The organism is Paraburkholderia metrosideri (genome assembly GCF_904848625.1).
GTDB lineage: Bacteria > Pseudomonadota > Gammaproteobacteria > Burkholderiales > Burkholderiaceae > Paraburkholderia > Paraburkholderia metrosideri.
Map to the genome: position 1 here is coordinate 107,795 of NZ_CAJHCP010000006.1, position 19,377 is coordinate 127,171.

Genomic DNA, 19,377 nt, shown 5'->3' on the forward strand with positions numbered 1-19,377 from the left:
CGGCGACCGGCGATCCGGCGATCCGGCGATCCGGCGATCCGGCGACCGGCGATCCGGCTCGAAGCGCTGTTAAACAATGGCGCGGTGCGAACTGAGCGCAGCGCGTCTTTCACCCCGCAGTCGGCGCAATGATGTGATAGGTGCCCGGGACCCGTCTGGCGGGTCCACCCAAGGCCGAACGTCAGCGCGCATATAACGAATCAGATCAGAAGTGGAGGAGTTTCATGGAAGGCTTTATCACCGACTGGCTGAACCTGGCGATCCGCTGGTTCCACGTCATCGCCGCGATTGCATGGATCGGCGAATCGTTCTATTTCGTCGCGCTCGACAACAGCCTGAAACCGCCAACGGACCCGAATCAGCGCCGGCGCGGCGTGTTCGGCGAACTGTGGCACGTGCACGGCGGCGGCTTCTACAACATGCAGAAGTACACCGTCGCGCCGCCGGAAATGCCGGACGACCTGCACTGGTCGAAGTGGCCGTCGTACACCACGTGGCTGTCGGGCTTCGGTCTGTTCACCGTGCTGTATCTGTTCTCGCCATCCACGTACCTGATCGACAAGAACGTGCTCGATATGGGCCCGGTGGTCGCGGTGGCGTCGGCCATCGGCTTTCTCGCCGCGGGTTGGATCGTCTATGACTCGCTGTGCCGACTGCTCGGCACCAAAGACAAGGTGCTCGGCATCTGCGTCGGCGTGTATGTGTTCATCGCCGCGTGGCTCGCTTGCCACATTTTCGCGGGCCGCGCCGCTTACCTGATCATGGGCGCGATGCTGGCGACCATCATGTCGGCCAACGTGTTCTTCGTGATCATTCCGGGCCAGCGCAAGATGGTGGCCGCGATGCTCAAGGGCGATACGCCGAACCCGATCTACGGCAAGCGCGGCAAGCAACGCTCGGTGCACAACACGTATTTCACGTTGCCGGTGGTGTTCGCGATGCTGTCGAACCACTACGCGATGACCTACACGCATCCGTACAACTGGGCGGTGCTGCTGGTCATCATGCTGGCCGGTGCGCTGATCCGTCAGTTCTTCGTGATGCGTCATCGGGGCCAGGTGCTGTGGTATCTGCCGCTGGTCGGCATCGCACTGATGTTCTGCGCATTGGTCTGGACCATGCCGAAGCCGATCGTGCCGCAGGCGCAAGCGGCAAACGCGCCGTCGGTGAAGGTGGCCGATATCGCGCCGGTGTTGCAACAGCGTTGCGTGGCTTGCCACTCCGCGCATCCGACGATGATGGGCAGCGCACCTGCTGGCGTATTGCTCGATACGCCGGATGAAATCTCGCAAAACGCGCAGCGGATCTATCAGCAGGCGGTGACGTTGAAGGCCATGCCGCTGGGCAACGTCACGCACATGACCGACGATGAACGGATGAAAATCGCCGCGTGGTTTGAAGGTGGTGCGGTGAAGTGAGCTTTCTGCGCGGATTGAATGCCGGGCCTGGGGTCCGGTAGCCAGGCTGGTGTCCAGGCAGGCGTCCAGGTAGACAGTCGGTAACATGAAGCGGGCTTTTCGCGTGAGCGGGAAGCCCGCTTTTTTTATCCCCTCCCCGTGGAGGCATTAGCATTAGCGCATCTCATTGAGCCATGTAGCCCACGGGCTACAAAAATAAGACATTCTCATTAAATTGTGGCCCTTGGGACACAAAGCAAAGTTTAATTTTTGTGCCTTATGGGCTACAATAAGATCGGTAATGGCGAAAATTGATGCCTTGGGGCTACATATGACCAATCTGGCCGACGTATCCGACATGCTCAAAAACGTGCGACGCGAAAGCAAGCTGTCGCAGGAAGAACTGGCGCGCCGCGCAGGCGTTGCGCGCACCACCGTCGCGCGCATGGAAACGCTCGCCAAAAGCGATATGAGCGTGTCGGTGCTCGTGCGCCTGCTCGAAGCTGCCGGCTACGACCTCAAATTCGTCGAGCATGGGCACGGGCGCACGCTCGAAGATATCCTCGCTGAACAGCGCAGTGTGGACCCGAACCAATGAGGCTCGACGTTCAGGTACTGGGCAAAAACGTCGCCGCGCTTTATCGCGAGCGCGACGACTACGTCCTCAAATACAACGCCCATGCGAATGCCGCCGATTTCGTCAGCCTCACCATGCCGGTGCGCGACGAGGCATGGCGCTGGCCACGCGACCTGCATCCGTTTTTCCGGCAGAACCTGCCGGAGGGTTATCTGCTGAATCTGATCCGCGAACAATTCGGGCCGTTGCTCGACGGCACCGACCTGTCGCTGCTCGCGGTGGTCGGCGCGATGGGAATTGGACGGGTCACCGTCACGCCTGAAGGCGTCGCGCCCGGCACCGAACTGGAAGCGCTCGACGTGCAGCACATTCTGCACGGCGACAACACCGCCGAACATTTCTCGCAACTCGTGCGCGAATATGCGCGCGCGGCTATCTCGGGCGCGGTGCCGAAGTTCATCGCGCCGGATCGTCAAGCGGACAGTGAAACGATGGCGATGCCGCTCGGCAAGCCGACCATCCGCACGAGCCGTCACATCGTCAAAGGTTCGGACGACAGCACGCCGTTTCTCGGCTTCAACGAGTTCTATTCAATGCGCGTGCTGGAACGGCTCGGCGTTGCCAAGGTGGCGCGCACGCAGATGTCGGACGATGGCCGCGCACTGATTGTCGAGCGCTTCGATGTCGATGCCGACGGACTGCCGGCCTATGGCGTCGAAGACATGTGTGGTCTGCTGGGTTTGCCGCCGCACGAAAAATACAACTCGACTACCGAGAAAATGCTGAATGCGGCGCGGGCCTACCTGCTCGATCGCGACAGCGTGCGGCTTGAACTGGAACAACTGGCGTGGCATCTGCTGTCGAACTACGTGGTGCGCAATGCGGACTGTCATACGAAGAACGTCGCGCTGTTCTACACGTCGGTCGACGACGTAGCGTTCACGCCTGTCTACGATATCGTCACGACGCAGGCTTACCCGCGCTTTGCGGCCAATCCGCCAGGGCTGCCGATCGACGGTCGCAAGACATGGGCGGCCGGCAAGTCGCTGGAGCGATTCTTCAATACGCGGATGGGAATCGCGCCGCGGCACTACGCGCAGATGGTCGAAGCGTTATGCGATTCGGCGGTCAGCGTGGGTCATGAGCTGATCGAAGCGGCACGCAATGAACCGCAGTGGCACACCGTCGCCAAACAGATGCTGCACGCGTGGGACGACGGTATGGCGTCGTTGCGCTCGCCGAAGAAGAGCCTGCAATTCAAAGGGCTTAAACCTGCGATCGAAGCGGCGGGATTTTCCGCGCCCGAACCTGCTGAAAAGACGCGCGAGGTGATCGGGCGATCGCCTTTGCTTGGCAAACGGTGAATGACCGGTCGCACAGTCGGGTCTGTGGCGGATGAAAAAAGACTCGCGGCACCTGCATGCCGCGAGTCTTTTTTAGAAGCTGCGTGCAACCCGAAGCGGGCGCAACAGAAAACCTAAACCGCCACTGCGCTCAGCGCATCTTCCGTGAGCCACAGCGACTCGGCCAGATCCAGTTCGTTCAGATTGAGCCCATCCCCGCCACGATCGACGACGATAAAGTCGCTCACGTCGCCCAGCGCAATCAGCGGATGGTGCCAGACGCCCTTCGCATAATTGACGCCCTGCCAGCCGCTCGTGACGAACGCGCGAATCTTCGACGCGTCGAGATCGCCCGCCGGCGCCACCACGACCAGATACGGCTTGTCATTCAGCGGCACGAACGCCTGACTGCCCAGCGGATGACGCTCGAGCATCTTCACTTCGAACGGCAACACGCGCGGTTGACCGCGAAACAGATTCACCAGCGTGCGGCCATTCTCGTCGGTGACATCCACTTTCGCGAGATCGTGAAAACGGATCGTCGTGCCGAGGTTGATCGGAATCTGTTTCGCGCCTTCCAGTTCGATCACGTCGCCGAACGCGGCGAACCCCTCTTTCGTCAACGGTTCGATGGCGAGCGTTTTCATGATGCGAGCGTGCCCCACAGACGCAGACGCGATACGCCGCCGTCCGGAATGATGTTAAAGCGAACGTGCGTGACCGGACCCAGCGCCGCGATCTCACTTTCGAAGAAATGCTGCTTGTCCATTTGCAGCTTCTGTTCGCCGAGCAGCACCGGCCAGAACATGGCCTGCGTGACCAGCGAGCTGTCGGTGCCGCCCGTCACGTACGCGGCCTGAATCGAGCAGCGGTCCGGATAGTTGCCCTTGAAGTGGGCCGTGTCGACTTCGATCTTTTTGATCACGCCGGGTTGCGCCAGCGCGATGATCGCCCAGTCGTTGCCGGGCTCACGACGACGGCGCGTTTCCCAGCCGTCGCCCATGTTCACACCACGGCCCGGCATCAGCAACGTGGACGCTGCGCCGAAGTGCTGGTTGTTCGCGCCGACCAGATACGCGCCGTTTTCCATCGCGGCCAGATCGAACTGGTCGGTGCGGCTCGCCCCAGCCCAGTCGACCTGCGGCTGACCGTACACGCGCAGACGCGCAATGCCGCCGTCCGGATAGATGTTCACGCGCAGATGCGTGTACGCATTCGTGTCGCTGACTTCGTGATAGTGGTGGCTATTGCCCTGCAAGGTCGACGACGGCACGATCTCCGTCCACTTCGTCGATTGATTCGGCGCGCCGTCCACCACGCGCGCCGCTTCCACCGACGCCGCCGGCGGGAAGTTACCCGTGAAGTGGCTGGTATCGAGGTCGAGGCCCTTGATCACGCCCGGCCGCGCGAGCTTGACGATGCACCAGTCGTAGCCCGACACGCGCTTGCGGCGTGTTTCCCAGCCGTCCATCCACTTGCCGTTGTCGTCGTACTTGCCCGGAATGAAGACGGCCGGTTCCGGATTCAGCATGCGTTCCTTCGGTGCGAAGAAATCGTCGCTGGACTCGAGCGCCTGCGCGCCCAGACGCGGGTCCGCCAGATTCACATAGCGGCGCGTGAATTCCGGTGCGTTGGGGTCGAGAATCGGGAGTGCCATCTTTGTCTTCCTTGATTGTGGGTGCTGAAAAAACGTTTCGATTCGAGGATTGCGACGCGTGTGCGGTTGAAGGCGTGATCGGCACCGCGCCGACACCACGCCTGAACCGTTACGCGTCGATCAGATCGTCGAGCCGCAAACGTGCGATGCGGTAGATCTGGTCGAGGCTCGCGCGCAATTCGTCGGCACGGCTGTTGTTCACGCGCGCCTCGAAGTTCGCGATGATGCCGTGACGGTCGTAGCCGCGCACCGCCAGAATGAACGGAAAGCCGAACTTCTCGCGGTACGCGCTGTTCAGCGCGAGCAGTTTGTCGAACTCTTGCTGCGTGCATTGCGCGAGGCCCGCGCCGCTCTGCTCGCGGGTCGATTCGGCGGTGAGCTCACCGCGCACCGCGGCCTTGCCGGCCAGCTCCGGGTGAGCGTTGATCAGCGCCAGTTGTTGCTCTTCACCAGCGGCTTCGACGATTCCCGACATCTTGCGATGCAACTCGTCGATGCTGGCGAACGGCCGCTGTGGCGCGGCGATTTCCGCGACCCACGGCGAGTGCTCGAAGATGCCCGAAAGCGCGGTGACAAACGCATCGGCCGGAACGCTGTTGAGTTGGTCGAGAGTGTATTGCATCGCCTTCATGCCGCTGCCCCGCGGTTGGTTTGCTGATAAGGATGATGTTCGCGCCAGTGACGCGCGATATCGACGCGCCGCGTCACCCACACACGATCATGCTGTTCGATATGGTCGAGAAAACGTTGCAACGCGCGGAAACGTCCCGGACGGCCGAGCAACCGGCAGTGCATGCCGATGGACAGCATCTTCGGTGCTTCGTCGCCTTCTTCGTAGAGCACGTCGAATGCATCGCGCAGATAGGTGAAGAAGTGGTCTGCCGTGTTGAAACCTTGCGGGCTCGCGAAGCGCATGTCGTTGGTGTCGAGCGTGTACGGCACGATCAGTTGCGGCTCCGTTTTGCCGCCCTTGACCTCGACGTCCATCCAGAACGGCAGATCGTCGCCGTAGTAATCCGAGTCGTACAGAAAGCCGCCGTACTCGGCGACCAGACGGTGCGTATTCGGGCTGTCGCGGCCGGTGTACCAGCCGAGCGGACGCTCGCCGGTCACGCGCTCGATCGCTTCCATGCCCAGGCGCATGTGCTCCGCCTCTTTCTCCGGCGATACGTCCTGGTAATGAATCCACCGATAGCCGTGGCACGCGATCTCATGACCCAGTTCGACAAAGGCGCGCGCCAGATCCGGATGCCGTTCGATTGCCATGCCGACCCCAAACACCGTCAGCGGCAAGTGACGCTTTTCGAACTCGCGCAAGATGCGCCAGACGCCTGCCCGCGAGCCGTATTCGTAAATCGACTCCATGCTCATGTGGCGCGACGGATACGCCGCAGCGCCGACGATCTCCGACAAAAACTGCTCCGAGCCGGGGTCGCCATGCAACACGCAGTTTTCACCGCCCTCTTCGTAATTCAGGACGAATTGCACCGCAACGCGCGCTCGACCCGGCCAGTTTGCCTGTACCGGGTGGCGGCCGTAGCCGATCAGATCACGTGGGTAGTTCGAGTCGAGTGGCATGGTTTGACAATGCGTGGTGACGGTATGAAATAGTCGCGCGACGCTCACGGGGCTGTCACAAGGCGGACAAGTGGGCTTTGCGCGAGCCCGCGTGTGCCGTGAAAGTGCTACCTGCCTGTATGAGCGTCTCGCCGGCGCGAGGCTGAAAACACCGCTGAATCAGCGGCAAAGCCAGCGTTTTACGACCCGCGCCGAGTTGAACCAGTGTAGCGAAAACACCCGGGTGCGCCCATACACCCGGGCAGATAGTGCGTGTCAGACTGAATGTATGTGCTGCCCCGGATTGCTGGTGTTTACCCGTGCCGAATCAGGGACTTTTGCGGATTCTTGAAGGTTTTTTGACGAATTTTCTGGCGAGTCTTCATTCGTGACGGATTGCGCGTCTGTGTGCGAGTTCGCCCCACCCACGCCGGCCGCATGACGCAACGGCGGGAGATTCGAGCCGGCGCCACCCGGGCTGAACGATTCCAGCGCGCCGTCATAGCGCTTGGCCAGCGGCCGCGCGTAGTCGCCTCGTTTGGCTGTCGAAAGCCGCAGCGCGACCAGCGCCTCACTCCATTTCACCGCCGCCGTCACGCCTTCGATCACCGGCGCGCCCAGCGCGTCCTCGATCTCCCTGCACAGTTCGGCCATGCCCGCGCAGCCCAGCACGATCGCGTCCGAGCCGTCCTCGGCCAACGCGCGCCGGCATTCGTCGAGGATGATACGGCGCGCCGCCGAGCCGGGCTTGTCGAGATCGAGCACCGCGACATCGGTCGCGCGGACGTTGCGGCAAAAGCGCTTCATTCCATAGCGCTCGGCGAGATGCCACGCCATGCCGCAGGTGCGCGCAAGCGTCGTCACGACTGAGAAGCCTGGCGCCAGCACGCTCGCTGCATGCATCGCCGCTTCCGCGATGCCGATCACCGGGCCGCGCGCCACCTCGCGGGCCGCGTATAGACCGGGGTCGCCAAAGCACGCGATCACGTAAGCGTCGCAGCCCTCACGCTCACCCGCGGCGACCTCCGCGAGCAATCCAGGCGTGGCAAGCGCCTCGTCGTAATAGCCCTCGATCGACGGCGGCCCCATGGTCGGATTCACCGCGATCACTTCGGTGCCGGGCGCGGCGACCTCGCGTGCACAACGGCCCATGGCGTCCGTCATGCGCTGGGTCGTATTCGGGTTGATCAGTTTGATGCGCATCTCGACTCCTGTTGCAACTCACGTGCGGCCGCTCAATCAGTGCGGCGAATTGACAATTGACGAGCAAAATTCAGCGTGCAAGAACGCGATAAAACAGCGCCGCCAACCCTGCGCCGAGGAACCACGAGAAATTCGCCACCGTGTCGAGCGCCGGGGTCATCACGCAGACCACGGTAATCAAGGCGGCCGGCAGCAGCGCAGCCACAGCCCGATAGTTGACGCCGTTGCGATACCAGTACGAGCCGGTCGGTTCCACCGTGTACAGATCATCGAGCACAATCTTCTGACGCTTGACCAGATAATAGTCGACGATCAGGACGCCGTACAAAGGTCCGATGAAGCTGCCGAGAATGTCGAGCGTGTAGTGAATCACGGCCGGGTTATTGAACAGATTCCACGGCGTGATGAAAATCGACGCCACCGCCGCGAGCATGCCGCCCATCCGCCAGCTGATCAGACGCGGCGCAACATTCGAGAAGTCGAAAGCCGGCGACACGAAGTTGGCCACGATATTGATACCGATCGTCGCGATCGTGAAAGTCAACGCGCCGAGAATCACAGCGGTCGGATAGTCGATGCGGCCCACCGTTTCAACCGGATCGGTGATCAGTTCTCCGAAGACCGGCAGCGTAGCCGCCGTCGTCACCACGGTGACCAGTGAGAACGCGAGGAAGTTAACCGGCAGTCCCCAGAAATTGCCGCGCTTCACGCTGCGAAAACTCTTACCGTAGCGCGAGAAATCGCCGAAATTCAGCATTGGACCCGAGAAATACGATACGACCAGCGAGGTGGCGGTAATCATCACCGGCACGACCTCCATGCCGTGATATTTGACGCCGCCCAGGTTGATGCCGATGTTGCGCCAACCCGCGCGATACACCATGTAGCCCGCGAGAATGAACATCACGACATAGACCGCAGGACCGGCGAAGTCGATGAACTTCTTGATGGTCTCCATACCGTGCCAGAACACCAGCGCCTGCAACAGCCACAGCAGCATGAAACCGCCCCAGCCAAGCATCGAGAGGCCCATGAAACCGTGGTGGTGAACATCGGCATAAGGCAGCCATTGCGGGACGAACTTGAGCACCACGATCACCAGCGCACTCGACGCCAGATAAGTCTGAATGCCGTACCAGGCCACCGCGATCAGCCCGCGAATGACGGCGGGAATATTTGCGCCGAGCACGCCAAACGTCGCGCGGCACGCAACCGGATACGGCACGCCGTTCATCTGGCTCGGCTTGGCAATCATATTGCACAGCAGATTGACGATCGTGATGCCGACCAGCAGCGCGATCAGCACCTGCCAACTGGTCAGGCCGAGCGCAAACAGACTGCCCGCGAACACGTAGCCGCCGACGCTGTGCACGTCCGACATCCAGAACGCGAAGATGTTGTACGCGCCCCAGGTCTGTTCGCGCAATGGCGCAAGATCCTCGTTGTAGAGCCGCTCGCTGTAGCCCGCGGGCATTGACGATTCGGCCGACGTTTTGCCGTCTGCGTAAGTGGGAAGGTCGGTGGGAAGGTCGGGACTGCCGGGCGCTGCACTGAACTGAGCCATGATTCCTCCTTGGATAGGGACCGTCGATAGCGCATCGAAGGACGTTGCACCGGCCGTGCCAGGTGCGCCCTCCCCGCCCGCTTTCGCTTTCGCGTTCGGACAAGGAAGCCGGCGCTGTCTGTCGGGGCCGTGCCGCGGGTGTCTCCGTACTTGAAGTACTGGTGGTTATCGCATCGCCGGCTGCCGCGGATTCCCGTCGATACGTTGCTGCTCATGGTCCGCCGCCCGGCGACGGACACGCGTGCGCAAGCCGGCAGCGCTCACGCCGAGCCGCCTTGCAACGCCTGATTCAGTTCGATTCAATTCAGTGCGGCGCGCACCGTTTGCGGGCGCCTTTGCTCAAACCTGCTCGCACTGACTGCTTGCGTCAGCCTGCTGTGGAACTGGCCTTCAAGGTATCTTTCGACGACGCACCCAGCGTGCCGAACACCTCATGCAGATCGGCCGCGCCACGTGCGGGGCGGTCCAGCATCTTCAACTCGACGCTTTGCAGATGGCGCGCCATCAAAGCTGCCGCCTGCTTAGCATCGCCGGCGTCGAGCGCGGCGAGAATGGCTTCATGGTCTTCGAACGAGCAAGGGCTGCGACCGAGCGACTCGTACAGCGCCGAAATCAGCGTGGAGCGCGCGACCAGCCCATTCAGGCAATCGCACAACACGGTGTTGCCGGTGAGTCCTGCCAGTTCGGTGTGGAACTCGCCCGATAGACGGATCCACGCCGGAAAATCACGTGTTTCGAACGCCTTACGTTCACGGCCGATCATGCTGCCGATACTCTTTAACCGGCGCACGCCGTGACCGCTGCAAATTTTTTCGACTACGGCGAGTTCGATGATCCGGCGCATTTCAAATACTTCGTGCACTTCCTGCAGCGACGGACTCGCGACGAATGCCCCCCGATTCGGTTCGAGGTCGACGAGGTGGTCGGTCGCGAGTTGCGCAAGCGCCTGCCGGATCGGGCCACGCTTCACGTTGAATACTTCGCATAACTGCGCTTCCGTCAGCTTGGCGCCAGGAGCCAGCCGATGCTCGAGGATCGCGGCGCGGATGCGCTCGGCAATCGCTTCGGGTTTCGAACTGTTCACGGCGGCGGAGTCTGTGTCGGACATGATGTTTGTCTCGGTATGTTGGTCATCTTAGGATGGACATAAAGATTGTCAACAATTTTTGCGTTAGATTTTGACAATTTTTCGAGCGGACTACTGATGACGGCGTGGAGCGTCAGGCCCTTCCGAGGTTTGGCGAGGGTGAGAACGTGGGAAATCGGTGCACGACACGCTGATTACTGATGAATTTTGTCAACAAAATCGTCGGGTCGTTCTGGGCGGTTGCGCAGGGAGACGGCATCAAAATTTGACCGTTAGTTGCTATTTTGACGTGAAGAAAACGGGCTCACGCCCGCTTTCTGTTTCGTCTGGATCGACTGGAATGTCAGGCAAGGACCGGGTAGCCTGACAAAGTCAATTTAAACCCATGTGCGTTCGCGACAAGATGGCCGTCCGCGCCGACCGGTAATGTCAGCATGTTGTGGATATGGCCGAACTGTAGTCCCGTGACGATCGGGATACCAATCGACGCCCTCACCTGCTCGACCATCGCGTGCAGATCGTAGCCGTTGTCGTAATCGTACGGTTTGCCACCGGAGAAATCGCCCAGCACGAGCGCCTGCTGCTGCGCGAGAATGCCCGACAAATGCAACTGATAAAGCATCCGCTCGATACGGAACGGCTGCTCGTTGACGTCCTCGACGAACAGGATGCCGCCTTGCACCGGTGGCATGTACGGCGTGCCGATCAGCGATGTCAACACCGCCAGATTGCCGCCCCACAACGTGCCCGACACGTCGACCGATTGCGCCTGCGGCGTGTTGCCCGTCACAGTCATGGTCGGCTTCGTCAATGCTGACCAGAAGTGCTGCATTGTGAACTCGCTGACTTCCTCCGCGCCGAAATCGCTCATCAGCATCGGGCCGCCGAACGTCTTCACGCCAGAACGCGCCAGCAACGCGAGCTGGATCGCGGTGAAGTCGCTATGGCCGACCAATGCGACTGGCTGATCGGCCAGTCGCCGTTGCAACCCCTCATAGTCAAGCCCGTGCAGAATACGCACCGCACCATAGCCACCGCGCACGGCCAGAACGACATCGGGCAACTGACGCGACGGATCGGCAAGCCGGTTCAGATCGGCCGCGCGCTCGCCGTCAGTGCCGGCAAAGCGCTGATAGCGGCGCTTCGTCGCTTCCTCGCCGTCGACCCGATGCCCCTGCGCGTGCAGACGATGCAACGCGCGATGCAGCACTTCAGGATCATGCGGATATCCGGACGGCGCAATCAGTTCGATGGTGCGATGAGCGGTCATTGGCAAGACCTGTTAGATGTTGTTGTGTGTTACAGCGACTTCAAAGCGGTCTTACAGCGGCTCGGCCGACGACAGATCGTCATCCGCTTCAGCGGCACGTGCCGCCGCGCGTGCTTCGCGGCTGGCGCGCCGCCGTTCGGCAAAAAACGCTTTGAGCGCCGCGCCGCATTCCGCTTCGAGCACACCGCCGCTCACGGTAGTGTGGTGATTCAATTGCGGATTTGCAAATGCATCGACCACGCTGCCACACGCGCCCGTTTTTGGATCGCGGGCGCCAAACACCACTCGCGCAATACGCGCATGCATGATCGCGCCCGCGCACATCAGGCACGGCTCGAGCGTTACATAGAGTTCGCAGCCGGGCAGCCGGTAATTTTCGACGGCCTGAGCGGCAGCGCGCAACGCGACCATCTCTGCATGGGCCGATGGGTCATGCGCTCCGATTGGATGATTGAAGCCTCGGGCAATGACTTCGTCGCCACGCACGAGCACCGCTCCGACCGGCACTTCGCCTGCTGCCCGGGCCTCTTCGGCCGCAGCTTGCGCAAGTGCCATAAACCGGCGATCGCGTTCGGAAACGACAGGAGGAACAGGCAAATCAGCAGGCGTTATCGCCACGCTGATTTCAGGTGCGGCAGCCGCGCCGAAATCGGTCAGCGACGTGTCGACGACTTCAGCTGTCACGGTCCCAATGGGGGGAACAGGCCTATTCAACGCTTCACCACCTTCGACAGACATCGAACCAGACCGAGCCAAGCAGGTAGACGAGTCACTCACCGCAAACCCACGTCTGCCATATGAGTTTGCCCACCCGCTCCGATTGCCGCTCGGCAATACGCCGGCAGTACTCGCGCGGCAAAACCAGCGGACCGCCGCGCAGCGATTCGAGCGCCATGTCGAGCGCCAGCATGCGCGCGCGGATACGGCAAAGCGTGGTTCTGTCGCTCACGGCGCTCAACTCCGTTTGCAGGTCGCACAATGCGCGCAACTGTTCGATTGCGGGCGGCATGAAGCCGGCATTTTTTAAAATCTGGTTAGCGACACGCACTTCTTCCGGAACCCGTGCATCTTCGTCCAGGAGCTGCGGCGTGCCTGTACCCGGCAAGTCTTCGAACTCGCCGCGCGCGGCTGCGGCGGCAATACGCTGTTCGACAAGCGCATCAAGCAATTTCATCTGCTATCCACTACGTTGCGGCCCAAGCATTCTATCAGGGAGCGCACAGCGGCTTCGCGCGTGTGACGAACAAACCGCGCTTGTTTTCAGATACTACTTATTTGCGATACGCATAGACGTGAACTAGAGTTGAAAGCCCTGCCGCCGCGCGGTTTCTGCACAACAAAACCGCCACCAACCTCCCATCATTCGACGCAACACGCGCGTTGCTTCTTGCTCTTCGAGGTCATAGACGTAATGCAATCTGTAATGATCAACCCACGTTCCTGTATCGCTTCGGCTCCATCCATTCCCCGCAGTTTGCCAACTCTCGGCGCGCACCACTCCCGTCCCGCGCGTGGACGCAAACGCACATTCGGACAAGGCTTTAGCACAACTTTGGCAGTCGTCGCTGTGTCGATCGCGCTATCTGGCTGCGGCGTATTCTGTGGTGGCGCAGGAGGAAGCGGTGGTGGCTTCGCAGGCGGCTGCGCGGCCGGTGTGCGGTTCTAGGTACGACACGCTTCGACTCCGGAGCCTCGAAGCTATCGTTACCGGTTGCCATCTCCCCCATCCGCTTCCTGCCCCCTGCATACGCATGCATGTCACGACTCGCCGCCCGACAGCGGCCAACGCTCCAATGCGATATGCCGGGTACGCCCTATCAAACTGTGTATTAACCCAAACTCACGCACGTTCCAGCACACCGGTTCAACAGGACGTTTGTCGGCCGGCGGCATCCCATATGCCAGCGTAACGTGCGGCTCATAACTCCTGGCGGTAACAGGACTCTCCCAAAACCCGACGTGTGTCAGTGCCCGTTCCAGCGCATCGTGGAGCGCATGAAGTCCAACGACGCCTTCGTCTCCCGTCAACACCATCGGCCCCGGCCGAGGCTTCTTTCCAAAGTTCGCGACCGCGTCGAATTCGACAGTAAATGGCGCCATGCTGATGGACGACGCCGCCCGTTTTGCCGCATCGACCTTATGCTGCGGCAAACCTCCTGCGAAATTTCCAAGGTGAAGCAGCGTAGTGTGCAAACGGCCAGCCGCAAGCGGCTTGCTACGGGTGCGGGCCTCCCCGCAAAGCTGCTGCGCGAGCTTCGCAATGCCGGCCGCAGTTTTGGTGTCGGGGAAAACGGCAAAAAACAGGCCGTCTGTTAGCGTTGGTGGCGCCTCGAGCCCAGGCAACCAGAGTTGTTCAGGCATGTCGCTCCTGACCAGCGGAAGCTGCCATCTGCATGTAAACGGACCTCCATGTGTTGTGCGAGCGCGGCTGCGCCCAGGTCGTTTCAATCACTTCAGAAACCGCTTGCACCTTCGCTCTGCCTACGTACAATACTGTACATCCATACAGTATTGGCGGCAACATGGAACTGCTCAAAAAACTTGAGGTATTGGCGGACGCCGCGAAGTACGACGCGTCGTGCGCCAGCAGTGGCGCGCCCAAGCGGGGCTCGCGCGGCGTAGACGGGCTGGGCGCAAGCACCGGCGCAGGCATTTGCCATAGCTTCACACCCGACGGGCGCTGTGTATCGCTACTAAAAATACTGCTCACCAATTTTTGTCTTTACGACTGCCAATACTGTGTCAACCGGCGTTCGAGCAACGTGCCGCGTGCGCGCTTCACGCCTGAGGAGGTAGTCAATCTCACGCTGGATTTTTATCGGCGCAACTATATCGACGGGCTGTTTCTGAGTTCCGGAATCATTCAGTCGTCGAGCTACACGATGGAACAACTCGTGCAAGTGGCGCGGTCGCTACGTGAAGAGCACCAGTTTCGCGGCTACCTTCATCTGAAGACGATCCCCGACGCCGACCCGCAGTTAATCGCGCTGGCAGGGCGTTACGCCGACCGTTTGAGCGTGAATATCGAATTGCCTACTGGCGGCAGTCTCGCGCGCCTCGCGCCGGAGAAGGACGTGCGTACCATCAAGCTGGCGATGGGCTCGATCCGTCTCGCGCAGGAAGAAGCGCAGAGCGACGCGAAAGCGCCGAAGTTCACGCCAGCGGGGCAAAGCACGCAGATGATCGTCGGCGCCGATCAGACCGACGACAGCACAATCCTGCAAACCGCCGAGACGCTCTACGGTGCCTACAAGCTGAAGCGCGTGTATTACTCCGGCTTCAGCCCGATTCCCGACAGCCCGTCGGCGTTACCCGCGCAGGCGCCGCCGTTGTTGCGCGAACATCGGTTGTATCAGGCCGATTTTCTGCTGCGCGGCTACGGCTTCAGCGTCAAGGAACTGTTCGAGAAGCCGGGCAATCTCTCGCTTGAGATTGATCCCAAGCTGGCTTGGGCATTGGATCATCGCGAACAGTTTCCTGTCGATCTCAACCGTGCTCCGTTGCGAATGATCGCGCGCGTGCCAGGCATCGGTATGCGCAACGCCAAACGGCTGGTGGAGTTACGGCGAACGCGTCGTGTACGTTATGAGGATCTCGTTCGGTTGCGCTGTCCGCTGGAGAAGATCAAACCGTTTGTTGTCACCCAGGACTATCGCGCGGCCGGGCATGACGCGTCGTCGGTTCAGTTGCGTCGGGTGTTGACGCCAGCGCCAGTGCAACTGGCGCTGTTGTGAAAGCACCGTCATGCGTTCCATCGTTATCGATGACCATTTCGCCGCATGGCGCACCGCTTCTCTCAGAGCGTTAGCCGAGCGCGTCGCGCCGGAGGCGATCGAATGGCGCATTGAACAGCCCGCGGGATTACAGCAAGGTCAAACTTTATTCGACTATGGAAAATTGCAGGAAGGTGTCGTGGCAACGCCCGCCGTGGCCGTGCATGTATCGAAAGAACTGGCCGCGCTGATGCACGACTGCGCCCTTCACTGCGAGCCACAACGTTGGGCATTTTTGTACAAAGTGCTATGGCGCTGGCAGCAAGGCGATCGCGCGGTCGCCTCGCCAGCCGACGCAGATGGCGCACAGCTTTATCGCATGGCCAAAAGCGTGCGGCGCGCGAAGCACGACATGATCGCGTACGTGCGATTTCGCCAGCAAGCGCAAACGGCTTCGCCGCCGGAGTACATCGCGTGGTACGAACCAGACCACGATGTCCTCGCATGGGCCGCCGAGCATTTTTCTCAACGAATGGGGCGCTCGTCGTGGATGATCGCAACGCCGCGCGGCGCGGCTTTCTGGGACGGTCAGCAACTGCACCTCGAACGCCGGCACGTGCTGCCCGGCGAGTGTCGTGTCGACACCGCTGACGAAGCCGAGGCGCTTTGGCTCGCGTATTACCGCAGCACGTTCAACCCGGCACGTCTGAATGAGGCGGCTCTCGAACAGCACATGCCGGTACGTTTCTGGAAAGGCCTGCCCGAGGGGCGCCTGATTCCCGCAATGATCAGTGAAGCGAAAAGCGGCGCGCGTCGTGTGGCGCAAGCAAGTGAAGTTGGTGCGCTCGCTGGCAAGTCGATCGCTGTTGAGGCGGCGCTCGCCCAGCCCGCGCGAGAAAGCCCGTCATCGCTCGATACCTGCCGGCGGTGCGATTTGTGGCGCGACGCGACGCAAGCGGTCGGCAGTGCCGGACCTCGCGACGCGCGAATCATGCTGATCGGCGAACAGCCGGGAGATCTGGAAGATCTGAGCGGGCAACCGTTTGTCGGGCCTGCAGGGCAATTACTGGACATCGCGATCCGGCATGCTGGATTGTCGCGCGAACGTCTCTATCTGACTAACGCGGTAAAGCACTTCAAATGGGAGTTACGCGGCAAGCGCCGGCTACACAAAACGCCGGCGCAGCGTGAGGTCGAAGCGTGTTCTTACTGGCTTGAACGGGAATTACACACGGTGCGCCCTGCCGTAATCGTCACATTAGGCGCAACGGCGCTGAACGCTTTGCTGCACAAGAAAGCCAGCTTGCGCGACTATGTCGATGCGCCATTTGAGTTGAACGGCGGTTGGGGCGTCGCGACTTATCACCCTTCGTTCGCGCTGAGGCAGCCGAACGAAGCGGCGCGCGATAAGGTCCTTGGCGAGATCAGCAACGCGCTTGCGCAAGCGCGCGAACTGGCCGAATCCGGCTTGGCTGGAATAGCCGCGACCTCTGGAACACCGAACAAAACATCGAAGAAAGAACGGCAATAAATAAAAAGGGCGCAGCAGCGAACCGCACTCCAAAAGTTGGACACCAGAACCAATTCTGGAGCGTTGCCCATGACGAAGTACAGCGAGCAGTGAAAGCTCAGCATGGCGAAGCCGTTGCCAATGCGATCTCTGTCCGCGGACGTACTCACCACTAAGCAATCGAGCAGAGTGACGTTGACACTGGTCAACCTGCAGCTTCGCCCTGGCCATAAGTAGTCCCCCGGGTTTCCGCGGCGGTGAAAACTAGGCCGGCAGCATTGGCAAATGTCCTTTCCCCGCCATCCGGTGGTCACCCATTTGAGTTTCCCCACTCGGTCTTGCCGGCGACAACGACAACGACAACGACAACGACGACTTTCCTTTGAGGCCCTCATTTTCTGGCGCCTCGCAAGGCGTCTGCGCTCACATTGAATCACTGACCGGCAAAGGTCACTCCGCCCATCCGTCTCTTGCCAGCCGCTGACGACCCTCCGGGTTGAGCGCCGCAAGCACAACCCGATGCCCTGCCAAGAAAATACCCACTGCCGCGAGCGACGCACCGGTCTAGTGATCTAGCGCTTCGCCGCCCTCCCTTCCCTGCAACCACGCTTCAGTCATCATTCTGTACTCATTCTTCTTTGCCAGAATCAGCTTGCCGTAAAGCAGAGAGGCTCCCGCTCTCTGAAAGACGGTGATCGATAGCAAATTTCGAGGGCATGATGAACGATTCGCGCCATCTCCTTGGTGCCGGACTATTTGCCGACAGTCTTCGGACGGCCGGCTCAGGCAGATTCGCGGGCGCCTTGCTGGCGGCGCTGAATACGGCTGTCGCAGTGGATCACTGCACGCTTGTCCGCGTATGCTGCGGCCGGGCATCCATGGTCGGCACCGCGAGCCGGCACTCGCAGGATCTTGCCGTCGCGCCACTGGACGAATACGTCGCCGGCTACGGCCGCCTCGCGCCTCTCGTGCGTGAACTCGCGTCCTCGAGCGCACGGCAGCGAAACGGTGCCGATGCCCGTTCCGTCGTGGTCGACCCGCTCGCCCATGTCGAATGCGTGAACCGTTTCTTTGCGCGACCGGCGATCATTGACACGCTGTCGATCGCGATGCCCGGCGGCGACACCATCTCATTCCTCAGCTTGTATAGGACCGCGAGGATCGGGCCGTTCAATAGCCACGATAAGATCCTGATTGCCTCCGTGGGCGAGTTCCTCGCCACACTCGCCGAGATGCATATTCGACTATTGAGCGCGCCTGCCCCTCCGCCTGAATTTCTACACAAGTGGCACCATGCGCTTTCTGGACGGGAAAGGTCGGTCGCGATGCTGTTGGGGCGTGGCGAGACTGTCAACGCGGTCGCCGCCACCCTCGAACTGTCACCGACGACCGTCACGACTTACAAAAAACGCGCGTTCACCAAGCTCGGCATTACGCGTCAAGCTGAGCTCGTTGCGCTGACCGTGTTGCTCCGCTAGCGCCGCTGGGGTTTCAGACCGGCTCACACACCACGATGCCCGCCTCTCTGGCGACCCGCACATGGCCCTGAACGGTGGCGCCGTCTCGCGCCCGCACTGACTGCAAGCCGGCAAGCTGCAGAGCAGCTTCATAACGAGCGCACAGATCATCGTCGCCGATCAGGACGATGGGCTGCTTGCCATTCACGGTTTCTCCCGCCATCGCACTCGCGACTTCCAGGCCGATCAGGATGCCCGACAGGTAGTCGGGCAATGCAGCCGGCTGCTCTTCACCCATCAGCCCCGCCGTGCGCGCGGCAAAGAGCACGTGCGTGGCTTGCGACGAATGATTCAAACCGAGCGTTGCACCGCGAGCAAAGGCTTCGCTATCGCTGCCGCCAAACTCCATCAGCCGGCCAAGAATGCCGTGTCTGGTGAGCAAACCATACAACTCCCCCGTCATATAGGTGGCGAACCGGGTGATCCTCGACTGCTCACCGACGAACGCCCATTTGCTGTGCGTACCGGGCAGAACGCACAGCGTGTCGGGTTCCACGTCGGCGCCCCAGATCTGGGTTTCTTCTCCACGCATCACGTCGTACATCGACGCTCCGGAGCCGCAACGCAGCCCCGGAATGATATGCATGTCGACCTTGTTCGAGATTGATAGCGTCGTAAATGCGCCAGCCGCGGCGGCTGGCGTCGCAGGACAGTCCAGGTAAGGCGCCTCCACCCAGCCCTGACGACTGCCGATCATGCCGCTCGCCACGATCGGACAACCGAACTGATCGATCCAGTCGCGACAGATCGCATTCAATGACGCTTCGAACTGGCGGTCTTTCACGGACATCACGCCGCCCGCCGCACTTCTCGCCTCGATGATTCCGCCCTCGGTCGACACGAGTGTGGCGCGCAAGCTCGACGTTCCCCAGTCGAGACTGACGAATGATGGATTCATACTATGTGATCCTTATCAATATAATTGGATAAACCTGGAGATATTTTCCGCGCAGCGCGAAACGACCACGCGCACTGCGCGTGT

18 protein-coding genes are annotated in these 19,377 nt (G+C 61.0%); 6 read left to right on the forward strand and 12 right to left on the reverse strand.

Annotated features, from left to right (window positions below; translation table 11 throughout):
- Nucleotides 1-224 precede the first annotated feature (224 nt).
- The 3 genes from LMG28727_RS14200 (at nt 225) to LMG28727_RS14210 (ending at nt 3,338) form a co-directional block, all read left to right on the forward strand.
- Entirely contained in the window at nt 225-1,418 is a 1,194-nt protein-coding gene (locus LMG28727_RS14200) for a urate hydroxylase PuuD (protein ID WP_201642981.1), read from the forward strand.
- A 310-nt stretch (nt 1,419-1,728) separates the two neighbouring features.
- Nucleotides 1,729-1,995 (forward strand): helix-turn-helix domain-containing protein, encoded by a 267-nt coding sequence (locus tag LMG28727_RS14205; RefSeq protein ID WP_201643306.1) that lies wholly within the window; start codon nt 1,729-1,731, stop codon nt 1,993-1,995.
- On the forward strand, nt 1,992-3,338 hold the full coding sequence (locus LMG28727_RS14210) for a type II toxin-antitoxin system HipA family toxin (protein ID WP_201642982.1): 1,347 nt from the start codon (nt 1,992-1,994) through the stop codon (nt 3,336-3,338). Before LMG28727_RS14205 ends, LMG28727_RS14210 begins: the two co-directional genes overlap by 4 nt.
- 113 nt (nt 3,339-3,451) lie before the next feature.
- Here LMG28727_RS14210 and LMG28727_RS14215 read toward each other — a convergent pair whose 3' ends face one another.
- The 11 genes from LMG28727_RS14215 to LMG28727_RS14265 all read right to left on the reverse strand — a co-directional run bounded on the left by LMG28727_RS14215 (nt 3,452) and on the right by LMG28727_RS14265 (nt 14,016).
- Nucleotides 3,452-3,964 carry an ureidoglycolate lyase gene (locus LMG28727_RS14215; protein WP_201642983.1) on the reverse strand — a complete coding sequence of 171 codons (513 nt, stop codon included), beginning with the start codon at nt 3,962-3,964 and terminating at the stop codon, nt 3,452-3,454.
- On the reverse strand, nt 3,961-4,974 hold the full coding sequence (alc, locus tag LMG28727_RS14220; protein ID WP_201642984.1) for an allantoicase: 1,014 nt from the start codon (nt 4,972-4,974) through the stop codon (nt 3,961-3,963). Before alc ends, LMG28727_RS14215 begins: the two co-directional genes overlap by 4 nt.
- A 109-nt stretch (nt 4,975-5,083) precedes the next feature.
- Nucleotides 5,084-5,605, reverse strand: coding sequence for a 2-oxo-4-hydroxy-4-carboxy-5-ureidoimidazoline decarboxylase (gene uraD, locus LMG28727_RS14225; protein WP_201642985.1), 522 nt, complete (start codon nt 5,603-5,605; stop codon nt 5,084-5,086).
- On the reverse strand, nt 5,602-6,552 hold the full coding sequence (gene puuE, locus LMG28727_RS14230) for an allantoinase PuuE (RefSeq protein WP_201642986.1): 951 nt from the start codon (nt 6,550-6,552) through the stop codon (nt 5,602-5,604). Before puuE ends, uraD begins: the two co-directional genes overlap by 4 nt.
- 255 nt (nt 6,553-6,807) lie before the next feature.
- On the reverse strand, nt 6,808-7,734 hold the full coding sequence (locus LMG28727_RS14235) for an aspartate/glutamate racemase family protein (RefSeq protein ID WP_201642987.1): 927 nt from the start codon (nt 7,732-7,734) through the stop codon (nt 6,808-6,810).
- 70 nt (nt 7,735-7,804) lie between these two features.
- Nucleotides 7,805-9,298 (reverse strand): NCS1 family nucleobase:cation symporter-1, encoded by a 1,494-nt coding sequence (locus tag LMG28727_RS14240; protein WP_201642988.1) that lies wholly within the window; start codon nt 9,296-9,298, stop codon nt 7,805-7,807.
- Nucleotides 9,299-9,665: 367 nt separating this feature from the next.
- Entirely contained in the window at nt 9,666-10,406 is a 741-nt protein-coding gene (locus LMG28727_RS14245; RefSeq protein ID WP_201642989.1) for a GntR family transcriptional regulator, read from the reverse strand.
- Nucleotides 10,407-10,728: 322 nt separating this feature from the next.
- Nucleotides 10,729-11,655, reverse strand: coding sequence for a muramoyltetrapeptide carboxypeptidase (gene ldcA / locus LMG28727_RS14250; RefSeq protein WP_201642990.1), 927 nt, complete (start codon nt 11,653-11,655; stop codon nt 10,729-10,731).
- A gap of 51 nt (nt 11,656-11,706) precedes the next feature.
- Complete coding sequence (gene tadA, locus LMG28727_RS14255; RefSeq protein ID WP_236591892.1) at nt 11,707-12,339, reverse strand: tRNA adenosine(34) deaminase TadA; 633 nt, start codon at nt 12,337-12,339, stop codon at nt 11,707-11,709.
- Between the two features lie 85 nt (nt 12,340-12,424).
- Nucleotides 12,425-12,829, reverse strand: a complete 405-nt coding sequence (locus LMG28727_RS14260; RefSeq protein ID WP_201642992.1) for a DnaJ family domain-containing protein — start codon at nt 12,827-12,829, stop codon at nt 12,425-12,427.
- A gap of 584 nt (nt 12,830-13,413) precedes the next feature.
- Nucleotides 13,414-14,016, reverse strand: a complete 603-nt coding sequence (locus tag LMG28727_RS14265; protein ID WP_201642993.1) for a 2'-5' RNA ligase family protein — start codon at nt 14,014-14,016, stop codon at nt 13,414-13,416.
- 161 nt (nt 14,017-14,177) lie between these two features.
- Here LMG28727_RS14265 and LMG28727_RS14270 point away from each other — a divergent pair, with 161 nt between their 5' ends.
- The 3 genes from LMG28727_RS14270 to LMG28727_RS14280 all read left to right on the forward strand — a co-directional run bounded on the left by LMG28727_RS14270 (nt 14,178) and on the right by LMG28727_RS14280 (nt 18,356).
- Entirely contained in the window at nt 14,178-15,389 is a 1,212-nt protein-coding gene (locus tag LMG28727_RS14270) for a putative DNA modification/repair radical SAM protein (protein ID WP_201642994.1), read from the forward strand.
- A 10-nt stretch (nt 15,390-15,399) separates the two neighbouring features.
- Complete coding sequence (locus tag LMG28727_RS14275) at nt 15,400-16,899, forward strand: UdgX family uracil-DNA binding protein (RefSeq protein ID WP_201642995.1); 1,500 nt, start codon at nt 15,400-15,402, stop codon at nt 16,897-16,899.
- A 695-nt stretch (nt 16,900-17,594) separates the two neighbouring features.
- The gene (locus LMG28727_RS14280; RefSeq protein ID WP_201642996.1) at nt 17,595-18,356 is read left to right on the forward strand and encodes a helix-turn-helix transcriptional regulator; all 762 of its coding nucleotides are present in this window, start codon (nt 17,595-17,597) and stop codon (nt 18,354-18,356) included.
- A 13-nt stretch (nt 18,357-18,369) separates the two neighbouring features.
- On the opposite strand, the gene LMG28727_RS14285 is transcribed toward LMG28727_RS14280, so the two are convergent.
- Nucleotides 18,370-19,293: a 2-dehydro-3-deoxygalactonokinase gene (locus LMG28727_RS14285; RefSeq protein WP_201642997.1), complete on the reverse strand. Its 924-nt coding sequence runs from the start codon at nt 19,291-19,293 to the stop codon at nt 18,370-18,372.
- Nucleotides 19,294-19,377: the final 84 nt, after the last annotated feature.

Excerpts from the sequence above, each read along its gene's own strand:
- LMG28727_RS14200 (WP_201642981.1), top strand. The coding sequence starts at position 225 with ATGGAAGGCTTTATCACCGACTGGCTGAACCTGGCGATCCGCTGGTTC.
- LMG28727_RS14205 (WP_201643306.1), top strand. The coding sequence starts at position 1,729 with ATGACCAATCTGGCCGACGTATCCGACATGCTCAAAAACGTGCGACGC.
- LMG28727_RS14210 (WP_201642982.1), top strand. The coding sequence starts at position 1,992 with ATGAGGCTCGACGTTCAGGTACTGGGCAAAAACGTCGCCGCGCTTTAT.
- LMG28727_RS14215 (WP_201642983.1), bottom strand. The coding sequence starts at position 3,964 with ATGAAAACGCTCGCCATCGAACCGTTGACGAAAGAGGGGTTCGCCGCG.
- alc (WP_201642984.1), bottom strand. The coding sequence starts at position 4,974 with ATGGCACTCCCGATTCTCGACCCCAACGCACCGGAATTCACGCGCCGC.
- uraD (WP_201642985.1), bottom strand. The coding sequence starts at position 5,605 with ATGAAGGCGATGCAATACACTCTCGACCAACTCAACAGCGTTCCGGCC.
- puuE (WP_201642986.1), bottom strand. The coding sequence starts at position 6,552 with ATGCCACTCGACTCGAACTACCCACGTGATCTGATCGGCTACGGCCGC.
- LMG28727_RS14235 (WP_201642987.1), bottom strand. The coding sequence starts at position 7,734 with ATGCGCATCAAACTGATCAACCCGAATACGACCCAGCGCATGACGGAC.
- LMG28727_RS14240 (WP_201642988.1), bottom strand. The coding sequence starts at position 9,298 with ATGGCTCAGTTCAGTGCAGCGCCCGGCAGTCCCGACCTTCCCACCGAC.
- LMG28727_RS14245 (WP_201642989.1), bottom strand. The coding sequence starts at position 10,406 with ATGTCCGACACAGACTCCGCCGCCGTGAACAGTTCGAAACCCGAAGCG.
- ldcA (WP_201642990.1), bottom strand. The coding sequence starts at position 11,655 with ATGACCGCTCATCGCACCATCGAACTGATTGCGCCGTCCGGATATCCG.
- LMG28727_RS14260 (WP_201642992.1), bottom strand. The coding sequence starts at position 12,829 with ATGAAATTGCTTGATGCGCTTGTCGAACAGCGTATTGCCGCCGCAGCC.
- LMG28727_RS14265 (WP_201642993.1), bottom strand. The coding sequence starts at position 14,016 with ATGCCTGAACAACTCTGGTTGCCTGGGCTCGAGGCGCCACCAACGCTA.
- LMG28727_RS14270 (WP_201642994.1), top strand. The coding sequence starts at position 14,178 with ATGGAACTGCTCAAAAAACTTGAGGTATTGGCGGACGCCGCGAAGTAC.
- LMG28727_RS14275 (WP_201642995.1), top strand. The coding sequence starts at position 15,400 with ATGCGTTCCATCGTTATCGATGACCATTTCGCCGCATGGCGCACCGCT.
- LMG28727_RS14280 (WP_201642996.1), top strand. The coding sequence starts at position 17,595 with ATGATGAACGATTCGCGCCATCTCCTTGGTGCCGGACTATTTGCCGAC.
- LMG28727_RS14285 (WP_201642997.1), bottom strand. The coding sequence starts at position 19,293 with ATGAATCCATCATTCGTCAGTCTCGACTGGGGAACGTCGAGCTTGCGC.